Below are 26,867 nucleotides of genomic sequence, written 5' to 3'. Positions count from 1 at the left end.
AGGACCAGGAGAAGGAGGCCGGGAAGCTGTCGGATGGCGCGTGTCAGTTGTCTAGTCGGATGGGCTCCATGGGTTCGAACCAGGGAAGATCGGCGTTCTCGATGGTCTGCACATACTCAGCCCATCGCCCGCTCATAAATCCGTTCACCAGATCCACCAGCTCCTGGACCGCTGCACGGCTCGCGGCGATAGCGATTTCTTCGGTCTCGCCGGGCATGTCAGTGCTCCGATTGATGTAGCCGAGCGCGGTGCGCATGCGACTCGTGATGGTCAGCGGGTCACGGCGAATGCCCTGCACATCGGAGGGACCGGAAATCAGTTCGCGCACCGCCGAAAGCGAGTCCGCCACCGCGCGATGTGCTTCCATGAGCTCATCCACATCCTCCATCGATGACAATTTGTCGCCGATCCACTCGTGGGCGTCCTCCGCATCGTCCAGCTGCTCCAGGGCCGAGGTAGCCGCCCCAAACATGGGCTCAAGGCTCTCATAAAGCGCTACCCGAGCCTCTGCTCCTGCCATGTTGTAGTCTTCGCGCGGGTCCGGATGCACGGTGATCGTGGTGGAATCTGTCTGCTGTCCCATCGTGAACCGCACGGTATAGGTACCGGGATACACGTCAGGACCCGGGGGCTCGGCGTTTCCGCCACCGCCTCCGCCAAAACCACCGAATCCGCCGAAACCCGGCGGACGGAAGCCGGCCCGGCGCAGGCGCCAGTAGGTCCTGTTCAGTCCGGGTTCTGCAGGACCGTTCAGCGTGCGAATCACGTCACCGTCTCCGTTGACAATCTCTATCGTCACCTGATTGCGCGCGCCCATGCCCCGACGAGCGCCCTGGCCGCCCGGACCACCGGCAGCGGCCATGCGTGCGCGCATGCGACGCATGCGTTGTGCGCGCTGCTCGTCCGTCGCGCCCTCAGCACGCTGGGGACGGTTGACGATGTAGGAAATCATGGCGCCGCGCTGCCGGTTTTCGCCCTCGAACATGGCGCTGGCAGAAAAGCGGGTCCCGGCAGCCTGGCCCCACCTGGCCAGATACGCATCCGGAGTGGGCAGTGCCTTGAGGCGGGCGTCGAGGATATCGGCGCCCTCAGAGGCCATCGCCCGCAACGGACGGATGTCATCCAGCACATACACCGAACGACCGAAGGTGCCGACTACCAGGTCGTGCTCCCGCGGATGAATGGCCATATCCATGGCGCTCATGGTCGGCATGCCGTGTGTCCACTGGGTCCAGTTGTCCCCGCCGTCGATGGACACCCAGACACCGAACTCCGTGCCGAGAAACATCAGGTTGGGCTCGATGAGGTCCTGCACGAATGAGAGCGCATAGCCCCAGGCGTCCTCAGCCAGCCGATTCCAGCTGCGACCGTAGTCGTCGGTATGGTAGAGGTAGGTGTCCCAGTTGTTGCGACGGTGGTCGTCAATGACGGCAAACGCCTCACCGGCGTTGAAGGTGGAGGCCCGCATCTGCGTGACCCAGCCGCCGGGAGCAAGGCCGGGCATGTCATCGACAACGTTCGTCCACGAGGCACCGCCATCACGGGTCACCTGCACGTTGCCGTCGTCGGTGCCGACCCAGATCACGTTCTCATCCAGGGGGCTGGGCGCGATCGAGACGATGGTCGTGTTGTTCTCGGCGCCCGTTACGTCGTAGTTCAGACCGCCTGAATTGATCTGGTTCTGCTTCTCCGGATCGTTCGTGGTCAGGTCCGGCGAGATGATCTCCCAGTTGTTGCCACGATCGGTGGACTTGTGCACGTATTGGCTGCCATAGAAGATGGTGGCCGCGTCATGCGGGCTCTGCGCAAAGGCTGCGTCCCAGTTGAAGCGCAGAAACTCGCCGTCCGGGTGTAGCGGGCGAATGCCCACGCCAGTTCCGGTTTCGCTGTCGAACCGGCGCAGGTTGCCGCCCTGACTCATCGAGTACATGAAGCGCTGGTTGTCCGGCATGACCGTGACATCGAATCCGTCTCCGAACCCAACCTCCCGCCAGTCCGAATTGCGGATGCCACCGGCTTTCCAGACATAGGCCGGACCGATCCAGGAGCCGTTGTCCTGCAGGCCGCCCATCACGTTGTACGGGATTGCATCATCCACGTTGATGTGGTAGAACTGGGCGACCGGCAGGTTCTCGGCAAACCGCCACGTCTTGCCACGATCGTTTGAGATGTTCAGACCACCGTCGTTCCCCTCAATGATGTAGTTGGGGTCTTCAGGATGAATCCACCAGGCGTGGTGATCGGGGTGAATGCCACCACCGGGTGTGCCGCTAGGCGGAATCGGTGAGAAGGTGCGCCCGCCGTCATTCGTGACCCGCACGCTGGAGGACAGCCAGTAGACCCGATGCTCGTTGACCGGGTCGACAAAGATGTCGTTGTAGTAGAAGGGGCGGTTGGTCACGGCACGGCCGCTGTTGACCTCCTCGAAGGTGAACCCCCCGTCGGTGGAGCGCATCCAGGCATTCTCCTCAGCCTCCACGATCGCGTACACCACATCGGGATCGCTCGGGGCGATGGCGAGGCCGATGCGGCCGAGCTCTCCATCAGGCAGTCCGTCCTCGCTGGTTCTGCGTACCCAGTTGTCACCACCGTCGTGCGTGACCCAGATGCCGGATCCCTCGCCTCCGGACTTCATGAACCAGGGCCACCGGCGGAACTCCCACATGGCCGCAATGAGCTTGTCCGGGTTGCCGGGATCCAGGACCAGATCCGCAATGCCTGTCTTCTCATCGACATAGAGCACGCGCTCCCAGGTGTCTCCTCCGTCCTGTGTGCGATACACCCCACGTTGGGTGGCCTCACCCCATGCGGGGCCCTGCACGCCAGCCCAGGCGACATCCGGATTCGTGGGATGCAGAATCAGACGATGGATGGCGCGACTGTTTTCGAGGCCCAGATGGGTCCATGTGCGCCCGCCGTCGATGGACTTGTAGAGTCCGTTGCCCTCGTTCTTGGAGTTCCGCGGATTGCCTTCTCCGGAGCCTACCCAGATCATGTCCGGGTTGTGCTGGTTGACGGCCACTGCGCCGATGGAGTGCACGGGCTGCTCGTCGAAGATCGGATCCCAGGTGGTACCACCGTTCTCGGAACGCCACAGGCCGCCCGAAGCCGTACCGGCATAGATGATATCGATGTCCCGCAGTACGACATCGATGGCCGTGACGCGTCCGCTCATGCCGGCCGGCCCGATGGCGCGTGCCTGCATAACCTTCAGCTTGTCCATGTCGAGTTGCTGCGCTGCCGCATCGGAAGGGGCGACAGCGAGGATCAACAGGGCCGCCAGCAGGGAGAAAAGGGTTCGCATGGTGGGAGTGGATTCACGTGGGTGTGGAAGAGCGCTGAATCTAGCGGGCGACCAGTCACGAAACTGTCACAAGTGTTGGTGGGCCCATCGTCAATTCCCCTGTGCTCCCCGAGGGCCGGCTGTAAGACGAGTCCTACAGCCCGAGACGATCGATTCCTACCTGCGCTCGCGGACGGGGCCTACGGATTTCGGCGCGGCCGAGCACGAAACTCTGATCGCGTAATCCCCCCTCGCATGCGATTATTCCGACTTCTGTCGGCGTTGGTGCCGACCCTGGCGATTCTGACTGTTTCCACCCCGGCCCAGTCCCAGACTATCGGGGGATCCCTGCAGGACGCGCTTTCGCTGGCCGCGCCGCTTGATCGACTTGAGGTTATCGTGACCTTCGAGGGAGACGCGCCTCTGTCTGCAACCCAGGTTTCCGCGCTTCAGTCTGTCGGCGTCACGGGCCTGCTGTTTCGCAGTCTTCCGATCGCGGGTGTGCTGGCGACCCCGGCCCAGGTTCAGCAGTTGGCGGCACTTCCAGGCCTCAGATCCCTCTGGCTCAATGAGGAGTTGCGGTGGGAGAATGATGGCCCGACTGCAGTCACCGGCGTTGATCGCCTGCGCAACGATGCGAATTTCCGGAACCGCCTGGGGCTGCCATTTTCCGGTGCGGGCGTAGGGGTGCTGGTGAACGACTCCGGGATTGACGCGCTGCACCCGGACCTGCGGGACAATGTCGTACAGAATGTGGCAGGGCAGACCAACCTTCGCGGCCTGAACGCCTTGCTGCCGGTGACATACGTCGAGGATATTCCCAATACCGACAACGGTGGTGGACACGGCACGCATGTCGCAGGGATCGTGGCGGGCACCGGAGCCGCATCGGGCGGCAAGTTCGAGGGGGTGGCACCAGGGGCCAATCTGATTGGGTACGGATCCGGAGCGGTCGTGCTGATCCTGGACGCCATCGGCGGTTTCGACTACGCCCTCACGCACCAGTTCGAGTACAACATCAGGGTGGTGTCCAATTCCTTCGGAGAGTCGGACGACAACGGCACCGACTTCCAGCCCGACCACCCGACAAACGTTGCGACCAAACGCCTCGCGGATCGCGGCATGATTGTCGTCTTCTCGGCGGGCAACTCCGGTTCGGGAGCCGGTACGATTACCGGCAACTACAAGAAGGCTCCCTGGGTCGTCACTGTCGCCGCTGGCGACAACCAGGGTCGCCTGGGGGATTTCTCGTCCCGCGGACGGGTGGGCGTCACCGGCAGCTACATCGATCCACGCGATGGGCAGGAATACGTCTGGTCGGACGCGCCGACCGTGACAGCTCCCGGAGTCAGCGTGGTCTCGGCAAACGCGTCCACCGGTTCGCTGTACTTCAGCCTGCACCCCGAATTCGCTCCGTACTACAGCGTGGCAACCGGTACGTCCATGGCGTGCCCCCATGTTGCGGGCATCGTGGCCTTGATGCTTGAAGCCGACCCCACTCTGGACTGGCGCGATGTCAAGGACATCCTGGCCCGGACTGCGACGAACCTGCCGGCGCGCACGGAATGGGAAGCCGGAGCCGGATTTGTGAATGCGTACACCGCTGTGCAGGAGACACTGCGCCGACAGTCGGGCGATGGCGTTCCCTTCGGATCCAGCGTCAATCTGTTCCGGGAGTTCAATTCGCAAGCCAGCCTCTACCCCGCCCAGCCGGCCGTTTCCTTCAGCCTGCAGTTCAGTCCGGTCGGGACGTCCGAATCAGCGACCTTCGAGGTCGACGGCGAAACCGACCTGGTGTCGGCCTCGGCCGTGATCGGCGACAATACGGCGGCTCTTGTGTTGTCCGCTCCGGACGGATCCGAGTTTGTTTCTGCCGTTTCGGTGCCTGCCTACCAGCAGTCCATCACCGTCACAGCACCCGCCTCTCCGGGTACATGGACCATCTCTGTGCGCGGTGTACGGTCCTGGGTCGGACTTCGCCTGGACATGCTGGGCATTTCGAACGGAATCGGTACCGCAAGTACGATACGCGGACAGATTGCGCTACTGGGCACCACATTCGCAGGGCTCGACGACATCCACGGTTCACCGGAGGAGGCACTGGTCACATACGCCGTGGCTCGTCGCCTCGTGGACGGAACTTCAGAAGCCCACTTTCTGCCCGACGAGGAGCTGCGCCGGAGCAACCTCGCGGACTACCTCATCATGGGAGCCGGTGTACGCCAGTCGCTGCCCAGGGACGGCCGATCTTCCTTCCAGGATCTGCCAGTGCTGGACCCGTTTGCCGAAGCAGTGGCCGCCCGAGGGGCCGCCCTGCGCGACCTCCATGGTACCCAGCACGGCGTGATGCGCCTCACCAATGGCGAGTATCTCCCCGAACAACGGGTACGGCGCTTCGAACTGGCATACTCCCTCATCCAGAGCCTTGGGCTGCAGCCGGAGGCCGAGCAGCTTGGATCCGGTCCGGTTACCGCATCGGGTGGCTCCGAGGTTGAGCTCGCAGACTGGCAGGATATCCCCGAAGACGTCCGGGGACACGTGCAGCTGGCTCTGGATCTGGGCTTGATGGCACCGGAAGAAGCAGGGGGACTGTTCTACTTCGCCCCCGAGTCAACCGTCACGCGAGGTGCCTACGTGGCGCACGCGGTTCGCCTGAGCGACAGCTTCCTGAATCCTGCCCTGCCCGACCTCGGATTCGCGAGCAAGGGAGGATCGGCCAGGGTGGTACATGGAGACGAGGCTTTGCCGCAGGCGATTGAACTCGACCAGAACTTCCCGAACCCGTTCAACCCTTCCACCACGATCGGTTTCAGGCTGCAGGAGGCCGGCCACGTGCTACTCGAGGTGTTTGATCTGACCGGGAGGCGAGTCTCCGAGTTGGTTAATGCGACCGTGGGAGCAGGTCAGCACTCCGTACCCTTCGAAGCGTCCCGACTGTCTTCAGGACGCTACCTCTACCGCCTGACCGCTGGCGGCACGGTGCACGTACGCTCGATGGTGCTCGTCAAGTAGGGACGCACCGACGGGCTTTCGCCCAGCGAGTGGAGAACACGGGCAGAGGTTGCGCTGACGCGCTTTGACGCAACGCCGTTCCTGCTGGACGACAGGCAGGCCGCCCACACCACCGCTCGCAGCTGGAAGGGAGCTCGAGCCAGGGGGCAGTCACACCCAGCGAAACTTCGCTGAGAGACCCCGAATCGCCTGTCACGGAAATGTCACAAAACGGTGGCGAGAACGCCGTTAAGTAGGACGATTCCTGCAGAAGCATCGTCCGATTCCTACGCAGACATCGTCGAATCCCTACAAACTGCGGTCCTCTACGACTACGGATTCCGGCCCCGAAGTCCCACAAAACGAAAGGGCATCGACTGATAGCCGACACCCTTTCGTGGTCAGGATACTAGCGGCGTCTCAACCCGCATCGCCTCTTTTGTCCTGTTTTCGAGACCTGACAGACGAGGCGGTCGATATCCAACCAATTGTCATGATCTCTTTTACGAATCCGCTGGGACTCGTGTTGCGCCGTCTTACACTGGTGGTCGCCTTCACGATCATCTCCGCCGGCACCGTTTTGTCACAAAATGTTGTCTTCGGACCCAGTCTTCAGTCGGCGCTTCAGTCCGCGCTTCCCACCGAACAGCTTACAGTAGTCGTCACCTTCCACGGTGAAGGGGCCCTTTCAACCACACAGACTTCCGCGCTAATTGCGACCGGCATCACGCAAGGCATCGTTTTTCAGAGCCTGCCCATCGCCGGAGTCGTCGCCACCCCATCGCAGATCAACGCCATCGCCGAAATCGATGGCGTTCGTTCTATCTGGGGGAATGATCAACAGGAGTACTACAACAAGGACGCGCGCCACCTGACGGGAGTCGAGAAGCTGCGCACGGACTCCGAAATGCGTAATGCCATGGGCCTGCCCTTCAGCGGACAGGGTGTAGGTATTGTCGTGCATGATTCGGGAGTCGACGGAACGCACCCCGACCTGAGTCTGGTGCAGAACGTGCAGGGCGCCACCAATCCGCACGCGGTGAGCAGCCTGCTGCCCATCAACTATCTCGAGGACCAGGACAACACCGACCTGGGCTCGGGCCACGGGACCCACGTGGCGGGCACCGTTGGCGGCAACGGGCAGCAGTCCGGCGGCGACCACGCCGGTGTGGCGCCAGGTGTCAACATGATCGGATACGGCTCGGGCGCCGTGCTGCTGATTCTGGATACGATCGGCGGTTTCGATTACGCCATCTCCAACCAGTTTCGCTACGGCATTCGCATCATCACCAACTCCTGGGGATCCACGGCGACGTTTGACCCGGAGCACCCGGTAAACGTCGCGTCCTACGCCGCCTTCAACCGTGGCATCAATGTGATCTTTGCCGCTGGCAACTCCGGACCCGACGAGGCCACAAATAACCGCTACGCGGCACCGTGGTCGATCGTCGTGGGCGCCGGCACCAAGGCAGGCAAGCTGGTCGACTTCTCGTCCCGCGGCGTGAAGGGTGAAACGCTCGACTTCACCACGCCCGACGGAAAATCCTGGACGTGGCACAATGAGCCGACGGTCGTTGCCCCCGGTGTCGACATTATCTCGACCCGTGCCAACTCAGGTGCGCTTCCGCCGCTGGAAGCCGAAGCCGACGCAACCGTTCTGGGCGCGAACGCTGCGTTCTACACGCACATGAGCGGTACCTCCATGGCGACACCGCACGTCGCAGGCATCGTGGCACTGATGCTGGAGGCGAACCCAAGCCTGCAGCCCGCCGACGTGATCGACATCATTCGTCGAAGCGCAAGCAACATGCCGGGCCGGGAGGCCTGGGAAGTCGGAAGTGGCTACGTCAATGCCTACGCGGCGGTACAGATGGCCCTGGGACTCCAGGACTACGGTTCCACGCTGACGGCGGACCGTGCCTTTAACGCATTTGTGGACGCCAGCCGCAACGACACGCCCTTTACGATCGATTACAACCCGCGGCCGGAACTGTCCTCCGACGGAAACTCGATGACGTTCAACGTGCCCGCCGGCCTGACCACGCTCGCGGCACGACTGTCGGCTGAAGGCGTGCTGGGAGAAACCGGCAACCCGATCTACCCGGTGCTGATTTCGCCGAGCGGGGTTTCGCACTCCAGCGGCACCACGCTGCTCTTCACACTCGAATACGGTCGTGCGCAAATCGTGACCGCTCCGGAGCCGGGTGTCTGGACCATGGAGATCCGCGGGATCCAGAACGGAACCGGCAACAATGTCGTGTCGGTGCCGGAGGAGGTGCATGGCACGCTGTCGTTCGAAACCGCAAACGGATTCACCGGCCTCAATGATGTAGACGGCCACGCGGCCGAAGCCGCCATCAAGAGCGGGGTGGGCGAACTCCTTTTCGACGGCTATGCCGACGGCACCTTCCGTCCCGATCAGGGACTGACCCGCATTGAGCTGGCTCAGTACCTGGTATGGGGAGCAGGCATCCGACAGGCCGACGGCGGACACGGGTTTGGTGATGTGTCTGCTGCGCTCGCCCCCTTCGCTGAGGCCGTAACCATGCACGGTGCCTCGATGCGGGACCGCGAGTTCCTGGAAGGCGGCGTAATGGAAGCAGGCGGTGCCTTCGACCCGAACGGCTCCGTCACCCGAACCGATCTGGCCTACAGTCTGGTACGCAGCCTCGGTCTTGCCGACGCAGCCGACTCGTTCTCCGGCGACATCACCGCCGACTTCAACGGGACCCGCGTGCCGGTAACCGACGCCTCCGGCCTCGGGGACAAGGCGGGCTATGTGCAGATCGCCATCGACCTCGGACTGATCAACGTCTACTTCGATCTGGCCCAGGGCGCCTTCGAGTCAGAGCCCACTGTGACGGCCCGGTTTGAACCGAATGGTCTGGCCACGCGCGCCGACTACGCCGTCGCCGCCGTGCGCTACTTCACCCAGTACTAGAGATTAATCGGCCCGCACGGTGGCACAACGTGCCTGAGACCGACGGACCGCATCGCAATAGAACAATGACTTCTCGCATTACCCGGAGCTTGCGCTCCACGATTCTTCTCCTGGCACTGCTCCTGGTCGGCGCCTCCACCGCGCTTGCCCAAACCATCGGCGCTTCGCTCCAGAACGCCCGGATTGCAGCCGCTCCGCTGGACCAGCTTCAGGTCATCGTCACCTTCGATGGTGAGGGTGCGCTGAATGCCGGCCAGTTGGCTTCGCTGCAGGCCGTCGGCGTGACGGGCTTCTACTTCCAGAGTCTCCCGATTGCCGGCGTCCTGGCGACGCCCGCCCAGATTGACCAGCTGGCCGGTCTTCAGGGGGTGCGTTCACTGTGGCTGAACGAACAGCTCGAGTGGGAAAACGACCGCTCAACCGCGCTGACCGGCGTGGACAAGCTGCGGAACGACCCCGGCATGCGGAATGCCATGGGCCTGCCCTACTCGGGACAGGGTATCGGCGTTCTGGTCAATGATTCGGGTGTAGACGGCACCCATCCGGACCTGAAGGACAACGTGGTCCAGAATGTCGCCGCCCAGACCAACCTCGCGTCGGTCAGCAGCCTGCTGCCCGTGACCTACACGGAAAACGTGCCCAACACGGACCACGGTGGTGGCCACGGCACGCACGTAGCGGGTATCGTCGCCGGTACCGGTGCGGCCTCAGGTGGCAAGCATGAAGGTGTTGCTCCCGGCGCCAACATCATCGGCTACGGCTCCGGCGCGGTCATATTCATCCTCGACACCATCGGAGGATTCGATTACGCCCTGACGCACCAGTTTCAGTACAACATCCGTGTCGTCTCGAACTCTTTTGGTTCTTCCAGCGACTCCGGCACCGACTTCCAGCCGGATCATCCGACAAACGTGGCAACCAAGAGGCTGGCTGATCGCGGCATCATGGTCGTTTTCTCCGCCGGCAACTCGGGGCCGGGCTTTGCCTCCATCACGGGCAACTACAAGAAGGCCCCCTGGGTCACGCTCGTCGCTGCCGGCGACAGCCAGGGCAATCTGGCAGACTTCTCGTCCCGCGGACGCATCGGCGTCGGCGGCACCTACACCGACAACCAGGGCAACACGTACAGCTGGGTAGACCGTCCCACCGTGACCGCTCCAGGTGTCGACGTGATTTCCGCCAACGCATCGACGGGATCCATGCATGACGGCATGGCAGACGAGTTCCAGCCGTTCTATACCGTTGCGTCCGGCACCTCGATGTCATGCCCACACGTCTCGGGCATCATCGCCCTGATGCTGGAAGCAGACCCGACGCTGAACTGGCAGGACGTCAAGGACATTCTCGAGCAGACCGCAACCAACCTGTCGGCACGCGCCGACTGGGAAGCAGGCGCCGGCTATGTGAATGCGTACGCCGCCGTCCAGGAAACCCTGGCCCGTAAAGCCGGCACCACGGCCGACTTCGGCGCTACCGTCAACGCGTTCCGCACCTTCAACGCCTCGGCGTCGGTCAGCCCCGCCGGTGCTCCGGTGGACTTCGAGATCTTCTTCAATCCTGTTGGAGAAGCCGAAGAAATGGAGTTTGAGGTACCGGCCGGCACCGGCATTGTGGCTGCAAACGCCAACATCGGCGACAACACGGTCGCGCTGGTCCTTTATGACCCGCTCGGCAACCGCTACGGCTCGTCCATCAGCCTTCCCGTGATTGGCCAGACCATCGGCGTCACGGCTCCCGGCGTGCCCGGCACCTGGCGCGTGACCGCGCGCGGCATCGGCAGCATCTCCGGCAATCGTGTGGACCCGCTGGGTCTTACCAACGGCTACGCGGCTCCCGGATTTATCAACGGACAGATCTCTTTCCTGGCCAGCAACTACGAGGGTCTGGGAGACATCGGCGGCCATGAGGCCGAGGAACTGATCAAGTACGCGGTCTCCAAGTACCTGGTCGATGGGTCCAGCAGCTCCGCCTTCAGCCCTGATGCCGCGCTCAACCGGGGCGACCTGGCGAACTACCTGGTCATGGGCACCGGAGTACGCCAGACCGCAGACCGTCCTTTCTCGGACGTGGGAGCAGCCGGCGCCCCGTTCGCAGCCGCCGTGGCGGCCCAGGGGGCAGCCCTGCGCGACACGGACGGGTTCAACGCAGGCGTGATGCGGACGGACGGATCAAGCTTCAATCCGAACGGGGGCGTTTCCCGTGCCTCGCTTGCCTACTCGCTGATACAGAGTCTCGGTCTGCAAAACGCAGCCCAGTCGCTCAACGACGGTTCCGTTTCCGTCGCCTACATGGGTGAAGACATCGAGCTCAGCGACTGGCAGGATATTCCCGCCGACCTGCGCGGCTACGTCCAGTTGGCGCTCGACCTCAACGTCATGCAGGCGCATTTCAGCCTGACGCAAGGTGCCTACGACCTACAGCCGACGATCCATGCGGCCTTTGACCCGAACGGATCCGTCAGCCGCGCTGCCTACGCCTGGCACATTACCCGCTTTGCCGACTCGTATCTCAACGGCTTCACCCTTCCGGGCGCCGGCGAGCAGGCGTCGAAGACCATCGCACCCATCACGTACAGCCCCGTTCAGGAAACCACACATCTCGAGCACAGCCCGGCTGGCGAGATGACGCTGGACCAGAACTATCCGAACCCGTTCAACCCGTCAACCCAGATCAATTTCTCGGTGCCCGAGAGTGGAAACGTCCGGCTGGCGGTGTATGACCTGACCGGCCGTCTGGTCCAGGTCCTGATGGACGGCAACCTGTCCTCCGGGCAGCACAGCGCCCGCTTCGACGCGTCCCGTCTCGCCTCGGGTCGCTACCTCTACCGTCTCGAAACCCCGACCAGCACCATGACCAAATCCATGCTGCTGATCAAATAGTTCTCGCGGGGTGTGTTCACGTCAGGCTTCATTGCCGATCGAACACCAGGAGAGACAGCAAGGGGGTCGTCATCTGCAGGTGGCGGCCCCCTTGTATTTGTTCGAGCTATCGATCCATGCTCCGCGCCGACTCATGCAGGCGGTGGATTGCGTCCACATTGCCCCGGCTCTCGGAGATGGGAATAGCCTGCGCAGCGCCGTCCAGCACCGCCCGCTCCATGTCCGTGACCTCGCCAAGGAAGATGGGTTCAAATCCCGGCACCACAACCGTGCGCGATTCGTCCCCCTGTTCCAGGACGATGTCCGCCGTCAGGCCGGGGCGGAACGCCATTGGGACCGTGATTCGGCCCTCCGTCCCGACGAAGGTCATTTCGGATCGAAAGACTGCATCGAACCCACAATCGAACGTCGCCAAGACACCGGAGGGAAACCGCATCGAGCCCGCAAACAACATGTCGACGCCGCTCTCTCCCAGCACACTGACGCCCTGCACGGTCTCGGGCTCCTCTCCCACCACATAGCGAGTAAAACTCACCGGGTAGCAGCCCACGTCCCACAGCGCACCGCCTCCGGCCGCCGGGTCGAGTCGAAAGTTGTCGTCGCGGTCAAAGAGAAACGTAAAAGCCCCGTGCACCACGCGCAGCCTGCCGATGGCCCCTTCGCGAACCAGATCGCGCACGCGGTGGGTACGCGGATGATGGCGATACATGAAGGCCTCGGCCAGCACGTTCCCGGACTGCTCGGCAGCTCGGGCCATGACGTCGACCTGAACCGGCGACAGCGCCAGGGGCTTTTCGCACAGCACGTGCTTGCCGGCCTTCAGGGCGCGCACGCACCATGGCGCATGGAGCTGGTTTGGAAGCGGAATGTAGAGGGCATCGACCTCGGGGTCGTCGACCAGATCCTGGTAACAACCATGGCTGGACGGGATGCCCCACTCGTGGGCATAATTCGCCGCGCGTTCCGGCGTGCGACTCGCCACCGAAACCACCTTGCTACGCTCGGCTGCCCGAACAGCGGCGATAAATCGCCTGTTGATACGCGCCGTCGACAGGATGCCCCAGCGGATCATGGGCGCCAGGTCCCGCGAGCTACCGGAGGTATGTAGGAATCGAGATTTTCCGGTTTCCAGGCGATTGTGCGCTCCTGTTCGGCGCTCATGTAGGCCGTCATCAGCAGCTCCACGACCTCCAGGCCGGCATGGAAGTCGAGCTCCGGCTGGATTCCGTCCAGAAAGCAGCGCACGAAGTGCCGATTCTCATCCTCGTAGCCATACTCGGCGGCTTCGTTGCCCACAAACGGCATGACTCCCTGCTCGGCGTTTTGCTTTTCGACCAGGTCCTCTCCCTCCTCACCGGTCACGCGCCGGCTGAAGAACAATTGCCCGCCCGCGTCGAGTGAATTCAGCTGCATGGAATACTCGGGACCCAGCAGTTCGCTGCTCAGTCGCAGTCCGGCACCCACGAAGCTCCAGGAGGTGGTCGTTTCACCAATGAGGGTGTTGCCGTGCCCATCCACATATTCGATGGTCGCCCGGGCGAAATCCTCCGACGGCCGCTTCAGATAGTCCACCTCCTCGCCGAATCGCTGCGCCAGGTCAGCAGCGTATTCGGGTCTTGACCATTTGAGACTGGCTATCTGTGCCGTGACTTTGAGCGGCCGAATGCTGTTTCGGGCCGCGCCCGGCTGGGTCAGCAGGAAGCGCGCCACCTCGACACTATGGCACATCATGTCATTCAGCACCCCGCCGCCCTGGAGGTCACCTTGCCAGAACCAGGGGGCGTGTGGGCCACTGTGCTCCTCGGCAGCCCGGGCCAGGTACGGACGACCCGCGATGGCCGCTCCCCGTTTCCAGGCCAGTGAACGACCGCGCATGAGGCTCGGGGAGAACAGCTGGTCCTCCAGATAACCGTGTAGCACGCCTGCCTCCTCGATCAACTCCACCACGCGGCGCGCCTCGGCCACGTTGCGCGCAAGGGGCTTTTCGCAGGCTATCCCGACCAATTCGGCTCCCTCGCTTCGAGCCTGCACGATCTCCTCCATGTTTTCGACACGTCGGTGATTGGGTCCGCAGATCCAGATCGCGTCGATGGACGGGTCATGGACCATCTCCGCCAGGGAGTCAAAAGCCCTGGCCTGCCCCACCCTCAGGTCACGTGCAAGCGCTGCGGCAGAGTCTGCGTTTGCCCTGTTGGGACTCCAGACTCCCAGCACATCCGCATCGCGCACGGCCTGCCAGGATTGGATGTGAAACCGGGTGATGAACCCACTGCCAACGAACCCGATGCCGAGTCTTCTTGCCATACCATCACTGTGTTGAGGGGCGCATAATAAAGAACCGCCCCGAGCCACGAAGGGCCCGGGGCGGTCTGCACACGGAACGTTAGGGGAGCATGGCCGCCTGATAGCGGCAAGACCGTAGTGTCAGGTCTGGCGTTGCCTGACTGCGCGGCCTGCGCAAAGAGTGTTTGGGATTGAGATTCGTGACTTGCCCACCTCGCGCCCCAAGGGTATCGGCAGAGCTTAAGAAACCTTAAGTCCGACCCAAAAGAATTCCCGAACCGTGCCCTCAGAATCCAAAACGGGGATTCACGACGTTGTTGAAAATCGACCCGAACCGGTAGTTGAATCCTATCCGGGCGTTGAAGTCGTACCCTGTCGGCAGGCGGCGCGTCCCCAGCAGAATGTCCTCTTCGGAAATGTCGCTGAGCGGCAGAAACAGCTGGTCCCTGATGAGCTCGTATCCAGCTCCAAAAAAGACCGAAAAGCCCCGGGCCAGGCGCACGTCTGCACTGAAATCCAGTTCGAGCCGGTAGGAGTCGGTGAGCGAACGGTCGAAATTCGTGAGCAGATGCGAGAACTCGGCGTCAAACCCGACCTCTCCCCAGGTCTGCTGCATGTCCAGTTCCGCCTGCAGGGAATGGCGGAGGAGCGATTCTTCGGTCACGTTGAAGATGGTGACCTCGTCGTAGTTGCGGTAATCCAGCCGCACGCCGTACTGAAACCGGAACTCCCGCCGGGTCGACTCGGAGTACGGAAAGACGTTGTATTCGATGGCCGGCCCCGCAGTAACCGACCCGTCGGTATTGCGCTCTGAGGAGGTGTTCATGAACAGCGTGCCACCCACACTCCAGTGGTCTCCCAGGCTGTTGACGACCATCATCCATATCGACCCGTTGCGACTGATGCTGGAGACAGTGCGATCGTCTCCGATGTCGAAGTTGCGCTCGCGATACCGCCCGTTTGCCGAGAGCCTGATTTTCCATTCCTCGGTCGTGCGATTGGCCGAAATGTTGCCGCGCACCGAGTACGAGTCCGACGATTCCTCGCCCGACACGTCCCCACCTCCACCCACAGAAAACACCCAGTAGTTCCACGGGTCGTATTCGATGGACTCGGTCACCTCTCCGTTGCCGTTTTCGGGCCTCACCAGACTCAATTCGATGCTGGGAGCCAGCGTGGTGCGAGACAGATAGCGCACCAGGCCGTTTTCGATCATGTTCGTCAAACCCCGGCGACGCTCGTCATCGGTGGCCGTGCCGGGACTAACGAAACCCAGCGTGTCCGTGAGGGCAGCGAAGTCCCGCTGGCCGATGAATGCCAGGCTGAATACCCGACCGCCCGAGCCGGTACCCTCCGTCGTAACCAGGAGATGCACGTCGGAAGCGGTCCGGTCATTCACGAAGTCCACCAGGGTGATTTCGGAGCGGATGAACTCCTGGTCGCATGCCCACTCGCAGTCCAGAAAGAGTCGGAGTGACGAGGGCTGGTCTTGCGCGCTGACGGAAGGGGCCATCAGCAGGAAGACCAGGGCGAGTGCAAATAGACGCATGCGGTTCGGCGTGAGGCGGGCAGTTGTTGGTTTGATAGGTCGGGGAGATTCAGGAGGACGCGCCGGCCTACCCTTTGATGCGATTCCGGTAGCGCTTTCACGCAAGCTTGGAACGGGCCTTTGTCGAGGCCGTCCATATTGTCGCCGCGTCATGTTGGTACGCGGGTTGCTTTCCAGCAGGTCTCCACCCCTCTTCCATATGTCCCAAACCCTACCGGACGCCGTATACCGCGCGCTCTTGCGGGCTTTGCCCGACAAGGGCCCCATATCCCGCCGGGATCTCAGGCGGCACGACGTTCCGGAATCGATCGTCCATTTCCTGGAGCACGCCCTGGACCGTCGACTCGAACTGGAGACGGCCCGCATCATGGATCTTGCGCCGGGTTGGGTGGACCATGGTCAGAAAGAAGTGTCCCTGGCGCGGACTGCATATCTCAATGTGCTGGCCCGATATGCGCACTACCCGGAGTCCGAGTGGCCGCGCGCCCTGCGGCAAGCCGTACATCTGGTCACAGCGTACCTGATCCGGCCGGTGCCTACCCTCATCCATTTTGTGTTTGGTGAGAAGCGCTCGGAGCTGTCTCCGGAGGACGTTCGCCGTCGGGTAGCCTATTTCCTGCCCTACTCGCACCTGCGCACGGCCGTGGACGCGTTCGCGGAACGTGGGGGTGACAAAAAGGTCACTCGTCGTGCGCTTTCCACCGCGCTGGAGGCCGTCGATCGCAGCTTTTGTGTCGATTATGCGGGCGATGACTGGCGTGCCCTTGTCGGCCCACTCACGGAACTCGGCGAGTTGACCGAGGCCGGCACGCTGCCCGTTCCGCTCCTGACCCAGTTTTTCGAGGCCCGCAACGGGGCCGGCCTGGCTTCCGGCGTGCGTGGATACGCACGGGCCAGAGAGTTGGCGGCACTGACCGCCGAGCAGGTCGATGCGGCGATTGCACTGGTCCTGGGCGATGGGGGCATCGCCGAACCGGAAATTCCGCAGCCGTCCGCACGTCCGTACCGGGCGCCCGCGTCTGAAATTGTTCGGGATGACGAACCCGCGCCGGAGCTCGAGTATGAGCGCGAGCCCGAACCCGAACCCGAACCCGAGCCGGAGCCGGAGCCACCGCCCGAGCCGGAGCCGGGGCCTGAGCCCGAACCCGAGCCGGAGCCCGAGCCCGAGCCGGAGCCCGAGCCGGAACCCGCGCCCGAGCCGGAGCCAGAGCCAGAACCCGCGCCCGAGCCGGAATCCGAGCCGGAGCCAGAGCCCGAACCCGCGCCCGAACCCGAGCCGGAGCCAGAACCTGAGCCCGATCCCGATCCCGAACCGCCAGGAATCGGACTCTCCGTCGTGAGCGCTCCCATGGGCCCGATCACGGACATTGAATCCGTTGAGCCACCGGAAGAAGACTCCATCGACGAAGCCCCAATTCCGCTATGGGCGCGCTTCCAGGCCAGCAGCGCCGAGCCCATTCCCGAGCCCCTCCCGGAATCGGAGCCCCTCTGGAAGAGATTTCAGAGCAGCGTGACGGGTGTGCCGGACGACCCGGACCCCGAACAACCGCAGTCCGGCGCGCTCGATTCGACCCCGGACGGCGAGCCGATGCCAAGGGTGGTCAAACTGCATCCAGCACCGCCCACCCTGCCGGAGCCCATCGAATCCGACTCTGCAACTCTGGAATTCGACGTGCTCGGCCCGGCGGCGTGGCAGCGCGATCAGTTCATCGAACGACTGTTCCTCGGCAGCTCGGAATCGTACTTCGAAGCCCTGCATCGGCTGCGCGACGCCCCCGACTGGCGCTCTGGCAGCGACATCATCGCCGTGGACATTTTCCGGGCAAACCGGGTCAACATCTACGACGAAGCGGCCATCGACTTTACGAACGCCGTCGAGGAGCAGTTCAAGCGCCGCTCCTGAACAGATTCGCGTCTCCTCCATGACCCGCGGCGCCGGGTGCGTGTACTTTCTCTGCAACCAGTCACGAGACCATGGCAGAGCAGGACAAACTGGCGGATCTGGAATCGCGGCGCGAGCAGGCCCGACTGGGCGGCGGCCAGGCCCGAATCGACAAGCAGCACGCCAAGGGCAAGCTGACAGCGCGTGAGCGCATCGACCTGCTCCTGGACCGGGGTTCATTCCAGGAACTGGGCACGTTCGTGCGGCATCGGTCCCACGACTTCGGGATGGAAAACAACCGGCCGTATGGTGATGGCGTGGTGACCGGATTCGGCACGATCGAAGGCCGTCTGGTGTACGTGTTTTCGCAGGACTTCACCGTGTTCGGTGGGTCGCTGGGACAGGCCCATGCAGAAAAGATCTGCAAGGTGATGGACCTCGCCGTGCAAAACGGTGCTCCGGTCATCGGCCTCAACGACTCGGGGGGAGCCCGCATTCAGGAGGGCGTCGTCTCTCTGGGCGGTTATGCGGACATCTTCCTCCGGAATACCCTGGCCTCAGGTGTGGTGCCGCAGATTTCCGCCATAATGGGCCCCTGCGCGGGCGGCGCGGTGTACAGTCCGGCGATCACCGACTTCGTGTTCATGGTGAAGGACACCAGCTACATGTTCATCACTGGTCCCAACGTGGTGAAGACCGTCACGCAGGAGGACGTGTCGTTCGAGGAGCTCGGCGGCACCTCCGCGCACGCGGTTAAAAGCGGCGTGGCGCACCTGGCCTGCGACAACGACGCCGATTGCCTGCAACGCATCCGCGATCTGTTCGGCTACATCCCGCAAAACTGTGAGGATCCGGCGCCGGTTCGACCTACGGATGACCCGGAGGATCGCGCGGATGACGCCCTGGACACCATGGTCCCGGACAATCCGAACAAGCCCTACTACATGCATGATGTCATTCGGACAATCGCAGACGATGGGCGGTTCTTTGAGATCCACCCCGACTTCGCCGGAAACATCGTGGTAGGATTTGCTCACCTCGGCGGGCAGTCGGTCGGCGTTGTGGCCAACAATCCCGCCAATCTCGCGGGCGTGCTCGACATCGATGCCTCCGTCAAAGGCGCCCGGTTCGTGCGTTTCTGCGACGCCTTCAACATCCCCCTGGTGGTGTTCGAGGACGTGCCCGGTTTCCTTCCAGGCACGGACCAGGAGTGGCGGGGCATCATCCGACACGGCGCCAAACTGCTGTATGCGTTCAGCGAGGCCACGGTGCCCAAGATCACGGTCATCACGCGCAAGGCCTACGGGGGCGCCTACGACGTGATGAACTCCAAACACATCCGCGGTGACCTCAATTATGCCTGGCCAACCGCCGAAATCGCCGTGATGGGGCCGAAGGGCGCAGTGGAGATCATCTACCGGCGCCAGATTGCCGAGAGTCCATCGCCCGCCGAAACCGAGGCCGCGTTCATTGACGAGTACCGGGACAAGCTGGCGAATCCATACGTAGCCGCCGAGTACGGCTATGTGGACGATGTGATCAGGCCGTCCGAGACCCGGAATCGCCTGATCAGGGGCCTGCGAATGCTGGAGAACAAGGTGGTGAACAATCCGCGGCGCAAACACGGCAATATTCCGCTCTGACGCAGCTACCGCCTGCGGACCGAACTTGTGCAAAATCGCAGAACCTGCGGCGGGCTGTTCAGTTGATACTTGAAGGTGGTGCTCGCTGCGGGCGCGCTCCGGCCCGCACGCACAACCCACTCACGGGATGTGAGATAGGGACACCACCTCACCCAATACTTCAGGTAGACCGCCTCTGTCGTGAACGCTCGCTACACGCTCGCCGCCCTGTTGGTCTTCGCTGGTTTGTCGGCCTTTGCGCCGCTTGCCGCCCAGGATATTGAACGCCTGGAAGCGCGCCCCCCGTCCCAGCTCACAGGATCCCGGCTGCTGCTTCCGCTGCACCTTTCTCTGAACGGGTCCGATCGAGCCCCGGACACCCTGCCGACGGTGGCCGAGCTCTACCGCCGCCATGCGGCCGTGCTGGAAGCTCAGGCCAACGAGGATCACATCCTGGTGGAGGCCCGTCTCGGCGCCATCGTGCGCGATCTCCATGCACTGGTTACCCGGCCGGAATACCTGGAGGACGAGCGTTTCGCCGAGCTGTATCAGGCCGTACTCAACGAGCACGAGCGTTTTTTCGGGCCGGATGACGAGCGCCTTGCCAGCCCCGCAGAGGTGTTCGCGGTGCGCGAGCAGACCTTTGCGGCCCTGAACGAACTCGAGGACCCCCTGGAGACCCCGGTCGAAGGGGCCGTGCTGCCGACTCCTGCCTCGGTCGCTCCGACGCAGGTCCCAATGACCATCAACCGCGCGGCAACCACCGCCATGCAGGTCCTGCTGGAAAAGCGGCCCAAGACGTTGCAGGCCTGGGCAGAACGGGCACATACCTGGTTCCCGATGATCGAGCGCATCTTCGCCGAGGAGGGCGTGCCGGATGAGCTCAAGTACCTGGCCATGATCGAGAGCGGCCTCAGGCCCAGCGTGCGAAGCCGGGCGGCTGCAGTAGGCATGTGGCAGTTCGTGGCCGCGACGGGTCGTGCGTACGACCTCGTCATCGACGGCTGGGTGGACGAGCGCATGGATCCCGAGAAAGCGACCCGTGCGGCGGCGAAACACCTCAAGGACCTGTACGAGCGGGAGGGAGACTGGCACATTGCTCTGGCAGGCTACAACTGTTCGCCTCGCTGCCTGAATCGCGCGAAGCGCAACGCGCGGGCGCAGGGAGTGGAGAATCCCACATTCTGGGATATGTACCGCTATCTGCCGCGTGAGACGCGCAACTACATCCCGCAGTACATCGCAACGTCGATCATGCTGTCGAACCCGTCCGCGTACGGGATCGAGCCGGAGGCACCTGGTCTCCCGTTTGCCTACGAGTTGGTCCCCGTTCGCGGCTCGCTCGCGCTCAGGGACATCGCGGCCATGGCCGGCACCACCACCCAGGATCTGGCCGCTCTGAATCCGGCGATTCGCCGCGGCTACCTGCCGCCCTCGGCCAAGCCGTATCCGCTGCGCCTGCCGGTGGGTACCTCGCAGGCCTTTCTGACGGCGTACGCGGAGCTGCCCGCTGACGCGCTCAGGCCCCCCGGAGAGCACATCGTCCGTCGGGGAGACACGCTGTCGGAGATCGCCGCCACGTACGGGGTGTCCGTATCCAGGCTACGATCCGACAACCGCATTCGCGGAAGCATTATTCGACCTGGGCAGCGGCTGATCGTGCCGACCTCCGAATATGCCCTGCCGATTGCCGAAGCCGTCGTTGAGGCGGAACCGCTGTCTGTGGCCTACGAGGCCATTCAGCTCCGTCCGATTCATTCGCTGACGCCGATCGAGTTGGCGGACCGGGACGCCATCCCGGCCATGCAACAGTCGACACCCACCCGCCAGCCAACGCAGCCGGCCGGCAAGCGTGTCACCTACACCGTGCGGCAAGGCGATACGCTGAGCGAAATTGCCGAGGCGCACGGCGTCGGCCTGAGCCGAGTCAGGGCCTGGAATAACCTCCGGGGGTCACGCATTCGTACCGGAAGCCGCCTGGTGCTGTACGTCGCGGATGACTTTCAGGGCCCCGCCGCCGCCTCCCGCGGTGCCACCACCTACCGGGTAAAGTCGGGCGATACGCTCAGCGAAATTGCCCGCGCCAACAACGTGTCCGTAGCGAACCTCCGGGCATGGAACGGCATCTCGGGGTCACGCATCCGGTCGGGCCAGACCCTGCGGCTCCACCCCCCTGCTACCAGAAGCACCTACACGGTGCGCACCGGGGACACCCTCACGTCCATCGCCCGCCGCCACAACGTATCTATTTCGGACCTGCGCCGTTGGAATGCGCTGTCTTCGGACCGCATCTACCCCGGACGCACGCTGGTCGTAGCTGAAGGCCAGTAGCAAATCGGGCTGACCGGGCCGCGGACAATAATCCGAACCCGATCACGTTGTAGCGTGGAGGCCGCGGCAACACCCGCCCGCCGGCCCGGCTACCTCACCCAGGCCCGACTTTGGCGACAACGGCACTGAGCACTCCCTCGGACGAAGAACTCGTCTCCGCGTATGCGCAACGCGGCGATGAGCGCGCCATCCGAATGCTCGTCGAGCGTCACCAGGAACGGGTTTACGGGTACCTGCTGGGCATGGTACGGGATCGAACCACGGCTGATGACCTCTTCCAGGAGACCTTCCTGCGCGTCCTGAAAGCGCTACAGGGCGAGCGGGCCGGGTACACCCGACAGGGCCGATTTCTGGGCTGGGTGCTTCGCATCGCCCGGAATGCCGCGCTCGATCATCTCAGAAGCCGGAAACGGTGGCAGGATGTCGATGCCGGCAAGGACCAGGATGGATCCGGCTTCTGGGATCATCTGAAGGACGACGCAACACCCGTTGATCATGAAATCGATCAGGGCACGCAGCGAGCGTGGCTCCGGCAGGCCATAGAGAAGCTGTCGCCGGAGCAGCGTGAGGTGCTGCTGCTGCGACACGAGGCTGAACTCACGTTTCGCGAAATAGCTGCTCTGACTGATGTCTCGATCAACACCGCGCTGGGTCGCATGCGATATGCCCTCCTCAACCTGAGGCGCATGATGCCTGCTGAACTGGAGGGAATCCGACCCTAGCCCACTGAACCCCATGGATAAAGAGCTACAGCTTATAGAGCACCTGTACGACGAGGTGTCGCCGGACACGCCCCCGCTGCGTGAGCTGCTGGAGGATCCGGATCTTTCCTCGGAGTACCAGGCCCTGAGCCAGGCACGTTTTGTCATGGAGCACCGGCCCCGCGTGCGGCCGCATGCCTCCGTGGTCAACGCGGTGGTCCGGGGAGCGACACCCGGGCACGCCACGGATGCCCGGGCCGACCGCCCCGCCTTGCGGCGGCTGATCTTGCATCGCCGAACGCTGAGCGGAGCGCTGGCCCTGGCGGCCGTACTTGCCCTGACGGTCATGGTGTCGCCGTGGACGTTCTTCAACGAGCGGCCGACCTCTCCGGTGGCAGATCGCTCGATGGCACAGGAGGCACCCGCAGACATCATGAAGACCCTCCCGCCGGCAGCCACGCCGGCACGATCGGCCGGCGCATCGGCCATCCCCGAATGGGACTCCGGAGATGATCTCCGCACGTTGTCCCGCAGGATCAAGTCGCTGCAGGCCTCCGGCGAATTACAGTGGGACGAGCCCGCTGTGCCGCTGGAGTTGTTACCCACTGGTGCCACGCAGGGCGTGCGCCCCGCAGGAAACCGGCGATAATGTCAACAACCATGTATACCCAGACTGTTCGGTCGTTCGCTCTGGCGCTGTTCTTCGGAATGACGCTCACCGCAGCGGCCCAAACCAATACCATCCGCATCGAGGAAGGCGCCGTCTTTGTGAACGGACAGCGGCAGGCCGCCGAGGAGCTGCCCGAAACGCTTGAACTGGAAGGGCTGACGGCCAGTCTGTCCTTTTCCGGGCCGGCCCGCTTCCGGATGGGCGAATACACCTACTCCATTGAAGGAGGACGCCTGGTCCAGGCAGAACCCTCCGATGATGCATTCCTGATTTTTGTAGGGCGCGGAGACAGCTACCTCGAGTCACCGCGGGCCGCGAATCCGTTTCTGATGCGCCGGCTCAGCTCCACGTCGGAGCCCCGGCCCCTTGTGCAGGGCCAGGGTGGTCTGTTTGACCTGCAGGGCAACCGCGTCGCGGTGACAACGCCGCAACCCATGCGGCAGTACTTCGAACTGCTGGACGGCAAGCTGCAGCGCATGGACGTGTTGGCTGATATGCCGGCCAGTCAGGCAGCCATCCGCCTGCATCAGGAAGCACGTGAGGCGGCCGATGTGGTCCGTGCCTTTCCGCAGATAGAGCTTCAGACGTACCTCGAGGACGTGCAGAACCGGAATTCGGGGCTGTATGACCGCATCGTGCGAGAGCACCTGATGGAAATGGAGACCCGGCGCCTGGCGTCGAGGATTCTGACCACCGACGATTCCCGTCAAAAGCAGGAACTGCAGGAGACCCTGCACGAGAAGCTCTCCGAAATTTTTGAGCTCAAGCAGGAGAACCGTCGCTCCGAGATCGAGGAGCTTGGTGACCGGCTCACCGAACTCCGTTCGCAGCTGGATGCACGAGAACGCAACAAGCAGGAGATCATCGATCGGCGCATCCGGGAATTGCTCGGCCAGCTGAACTGATCACCGCATCGCACAACCACGAACAAGCGACCAACATGAAACGACTCGTTACCGGCCTGATGGCCCTTGCCCTGTTCGCCATGGTCGCCCCCGAGTCTCGGGCTCAGGAGGACGACAAAACCATCCGCATAGAAATCCGTGATGGCCGCATACTGGTCAACGGAAAGGACGTCGACCGCGCCGAGGGAAACCGGCTCACCATCACAGGCGATGATGGCGAGGAAGTGAGCGTGCTGCTCGGCGACAACGGACACAGCGTCTGGGTGGGGAATATGGATGGCCCCTTGCGGGCCTTCGACCGCCTGCGCGACAACGCATTCTTTTCCGACGACGCGGAGCCGTTCGTCTGGGAGGGCTTCGGTCAGGGACCTCGCCGCGCCTATTCCATAAACGGAGACCTGCTGCGCGGTTCGCGAGAACTGGCCGAGTTGGCCGGACGGCTTTCGTTTGAGATGGACCCCGAACTGCGCAGCATGGAGCGCAGGATTCAGGAACTGGCCCGGGAGGTGCGTCGCGCCGCCGAGGCGGACCGGGCCGAGCTGGAAGCCGAACTCGACGAGTTGCTGGCCGAGGCCTTTGAGGCCAAGATGGCCCGCGAGCAGGAGCAGGCCCAGAGGATGAGCGAGCGTCTGGGTGAGCTCGAGGCACGTATGGCTGAGCGACGCGAGGCGCGCGAGGAGATCATCCAGCGTCGCAAGCGGCAGCTGCTCGGTGAGCGGGACCTGCTGGATTGGTAGGCCCCGGCATACCCGGAAAACCTTTCACGGCCAGGGGCTCCGAATTCCAGATTCGGGGCCCCTGGTTGTTTTGCCCCGCAGAGGAAGGGCTTCATTGGCGGGCCTGCGCGCCGATACCTACACATACGCGAAAACGGCATCCGCTTTGTCTCCTCGAGTCCACCTACGGTGACCACAGATCATGCTGACCGGACTCCTCTTTCTGGCCCTCCTGAACCCGCTTGCGGGTGAGCGTGCGCCACGGCTGCACGCCGTGAGCTTTGTGGAATCAGCCTCCGGACACCGTCAGGTATTGCGACTGCACCTGGACAACCGCGTCGCGGCGTTTTCGGACCCCAGACAGAACGGCGACGGCGCCTGGGAAGTGACCCTGTACAACGTCAAGCGTTCACGCGACTTCGCGGGAGCCGCTCCGCGCGCGCCTATCGAAGCCTACCGCGCCAGGCCGGAGCGGGCTCATCTGGTAATTGAATTTCGGACCGATGGCCCAATCCTGGCGGACGCCTATCGGGATGACGCCTCGGATGACCTTCTGGTCGCCATCACGCAGACCGGACTCCCGGTTGCGACCGAACTGGAGGCCGCGGCAGCGATACTGCCCGCCTCCGGCCAACCCGTGTCGGCACCCGCGGAAGAAGCCCCGACACCGGTGCTGCAGCCGGCGACAACGTCAGTCTCACAGGCGGCCTCCAGGTGGCGCATAGATCGCATCGCCATCGATGCCGGCCATGGTGGACACGATCCCGGCGCGGTCGGTTCGGGACGTCTCAGAGAGAAGGACGTCGTGCTCCCGGTAGCCCGTAAGCTTGGACAGTATCTGGAAGAGCGTCTCGGAGTCGAGGTGATCTACACCCGCACGGACGACTCGTTCGTGGAGCTGCGAGAGCGGGGCCGCATCGCCAATCGTGCGGAGGCGGACCTGTTCATCTCGATCCACGCCAACATGGCCCGCAACACGGGCGCGCACGGGACGGAGACCTATTTCCTGGGCATGAACAAGGGCGGATCAGCGCAGGGAGTCATAGAACGAGAGAACTCCGTCATCCAGATGGAAAGCGACCAGTCACACTATGATCAGTTCGATCAGGCGGCGCTGATTCGCCTCCAGCTGGCTCAGAGCGCGTTCCTGAGACAGAGTGAGGAACTCGCGGCCCTCATCGAACACCAGTTTGAGGACCGGGTGCAGCGAAAAAGCCGTGGCGTCAAGGAGGGCAATTTTCAGGTACTGTGGGCAGCAGCCATGCCTGCGGTGCTCGTGGAGTTGGGATTCATATCCAACCCCACCGAAGCGCGATTCCTGCGCACCGCGCAAGGCGTGGACTACATGGCATCGGCCATTTTCAGGGCTATTCGCGACTATAAAGCCACGGTTGAGGGAAGTCTGCTCTCCGCGCAGGACTAGCGGCAAGACGAACTCACTGGTAGCGGCGGTAAGCCCGGAAGCGGGGCATCGAGGAAACCAGAGCCCTCCCGGTCGAATCTCCCGGCCCTGCACGTCGTATGGATTGCCCATCTCGGACCGACACCGCCGCATGCGCACCCGCCTGATCCTCCCGACCCTCTTCCTGGCCGTCCTTCTGGCCGGTTGCGACTCGACCACCGGCCCGGACGACCTTGTTGTTCTGACCGCCGAGGTGTCGGCAGATGGAGACGGCAATCCCATTCGCTTCACGTTCGACTCGGACGACCTGCAGACCGGGCGCCTGGCAGACATCCTCTGCTCGTGCTCCCTGGAGATTGACGAGTTTCTCGAGAGTCGAGGATTCACGCGTACCGACCTGGTGTCAGCCAATGTCGAGTCCGTGCGGCTGCGCATGCTGTTCCCGATTCAGGAGCGGCTGGACTTCCTGGATCGGGCCATCCTCAAACTGCGCGCCTCCGGCAACAGCGTGACAGAAGTGGCGGAGCAGGACACATTCCCGGAAGCGGCCGAAGCACCCATGACCCCAAGGCCCGGTCGGGATGTGGCGGGCTTCGTGGCTCAGGACTCGTTCGAGCCTCTGCTTCAGATCGACCCCTCCCGCCTCATTGCAGGTCGGGAATATGAGATCGGACTGGTCCTGACCCTGAGACTGGAGCTGGAAGGCCTCTAG

Annotated in this window: 16 protein-coding genes; 12 read left to right on the top strand and 4 right to left on the bottom strand. The window is 63.3% G+C overall.

What is annotated here, in order from left to right; translation table 11 throughout:
• Positions 1-43: 43 nt before the first annotated feature.
• Positions 44-3,304, bottom strand: coding sequence for a hypothetical protein (locus JJ896_07835; GenBank protein MBO6779550.1), 3,261 nt, complete (start codon positions 3,302-3,304; stop codon positions 44-46).
• A 234-nt stretch (positions 3,305-3,538) separates the two neighbouring features.
• On the opposite strand from JJ896_07835, the gene JJ896_07830 reads away from it, so the two are divergent.
• The 3 genes from JJ896_07830 (at position 3,539) to JJ896_07820 (ending at position 12,094) form a co-directional block, all read left to right on the top strand.
• Positions 3,539-6,295 (top strand): S8 family peptidase, encoded by a 2,757-nt coding sequence (locus tag JJ896_07830; GenBank protein MBO6779549.1) that lies wholly within the window; start codon positions 3,539-3,541, stop codon positions 6,293-6,295.
• 472 nt (positions 6,296-6,767) lie between these two features.
• The gene (locus JJ896_07825) at positions 6,768-9,215 is read left to right on the top strand and encodes a S8 family serine peptidase (GenBank protein MBO6779548.1); all 2,448 of its coding nucleotides are present in this window, start codon (positions 6,768-6,770) and stop codon (positions 9,213-9,215) included.
• A gap of 65 nt (positions 9,216-9,280) precedes the next feature.
• Entirely contained in the window at positions 9,281-12,094 is a 2,814-nt protein-coding gene (locus JJ896_07820) for a S8 family peptidase (GenBank protein ID MBO6779547.1), read from the top strand.
• Between the two features lie 106 nt (positions 12,095-12,200).
• Here the strand turns inward: JJ896_07820 and JJ896_07815 are convergent, their stop codons facing one another.
• The 3 genes from JJ896_07815 to JJ896_07805 all read right to left on the bottom strand — a co-directional run bounded on the left by JJ896_07815 (position 12,201) and on the right by JJ896_07805 (position 15,926).
• On the bottom strand, positions 12,201-13,166 hold the full coding sequence (locus tag JJ896_07815; GenBank protein ID MBO6779546.1) for a Gfo/Idh/MocA family oxidoreductase: 966 nt from the start codon (positions 13,164-13,166) through the stop codon (positions 12,201-12,203).
• Positions 13,163-14,398, bottom strand: coding sequence for a Gfo/Idh/MocA family oxidoreductase (locus JJ896_07810; GenBank protein MBO6779545.1), 1,236 nt, complete (start codon positions 14,396-14,398; stop codon positions 13,163-13,165). Before JJ896_07810 ends, JJ896_07815 begins: the two co-directional genes overlap by 4 nt.
• Before the next feature lie 265 nt (positions 14,399-14,663).
• Positions 14,664-15,926 carry a hypothetical protein gene (locus JJ896_07805; protein MBO6779544.1) on the bottom strand — a complete coding sequence of 421 codons (1,263 nt, stop codon included), beginning with the start codon at positions 15,924-15,926 and terminating at the stop codon, positions 14,664-14,666.
• A 199-nt stretch (positions 15,927-16,125) separates the two neighbouring features.
• Here JJ896_07805 and JJ896_07800 point away from each other — a divergent pair, with 199 nt between their 5' ends.
• From JJ896_07800 to JJ896_07760, 9 genes are all read left to right on the top strand, one after another.
• On the top strand, positions 16,126-17,829 hold the full coding sequence (locus tag JJ896_07800) for a hypothetical protein (protein ID MBO6779543.1): 1,704 nt from the start codon (positions 16,126-16,128) through the stop codon (positions 17,827-17,829).
• 71 nt (positions 17,830-17,900) lie between these two features.
• A complete protein-coding gene (locus JJ896_07795; GenBank protein ID MBO6779542.1) occupies positions 17,901-19,451 on the top strand; it encodes an acyl-CoA carboxylase subunit beta in 1,551 nt (516 codons plus the stop codon).
• A 180-nt stretch (positions 19,452-19,631) separates the two neighbouring features.
• Positions 19,632-21,761 carry a LysM peptidoglycan-binding domain-containing protein gene (locus tag JJ896_07790; protein ID MBO6779541.1) on the top strand — a complete coding sequence of 710 codons (2,130 nt, stop codon included), beginning with the start codon at positions 19,632-19,634 and terminating at the stop codon, positions 21,759-21,761.
• A 110-nt stretch (positions 21,762-21,871) separates the two neighbouring features.
• Entirely contained in the window at positions 21,872-22,483 is a 612-nt protein-coding gene (locus JJ896_07785) for a sigma-70 family RNA polymerase sigma factor (protein ID MBO6779540.1), read from the top strand.
• A gap of 13 nt (positions 22,484-22,496) precedes the next feature.
• A complete protein-coding gene (locus JJ896_07780) occupies positions 22,497-23,111 on the top strand; it encodes a hypothetical protein (protein ID MBO6779539.1) in 615 nt (204 codons plus the stop codon).
• An 11-nt stretch (positions 23,112-23,122) separates the two neighbouring features.
• Positions 23,123-24,037, top strand: coding sequence for a hypothetical protein (locus JJ896_07775; protein MBO6779538.1), 915 nt, complete (start codon positions 23,123-23,125; stop codon positions 24,035-24,037).
• A 35-nt stretch (positions 24,038-24,072) separates the two neighbouring features.
• Positions 24,073-24,774 carry a hypothetical protein gene (locus JJ896_07770; GenBank protein ID MBO6779537.1) on the top strand — a complete coding sequence of 234 codons (702 nt, stop codon included), beginning with the start codon at positions 24,073-24,075 and terminating at the stop codon, positions 24,772-24,774.
• 181 nt (positions 24,775-24,955) lie between these two features.
• Positions 24,956-26,176, top strand: a complete 1,221-nt coding sequence (locus JJ896_07765) for an N-acetylmuramoyl-L-alanine amidase (GenBank protein ID MBO6779536.1) — start codon at positions 24,956-24,958, stop codon at positions 26,174-26,176.
• A 130-nt stretch (positions 26,177-26,306) separates the two neighbouring features.
• Positions 26,307-26,867 (top strand): hypothetical protein, encoded by a 561-nt coding sequence (locus tag JJ896_07760; GenBank protein ID MBO6779535.1) that lies wholly within the window; start codon positions 26,307-26,309, stop codon positions 26,865-26,867.

The organism is Rhodothermales bacterium (assembly GCA_017643395.1).
Lineage (GTDB): Bacteria > Bacteroidota > Rhodothermia > Rhodothermales > UBA10348 > JABDJZ01.
The sequence above is the reverse complement of the archived record's forward strand: the minus strand, read 5'-3'. Positions and strand labels throughout refer to the sequence as shown.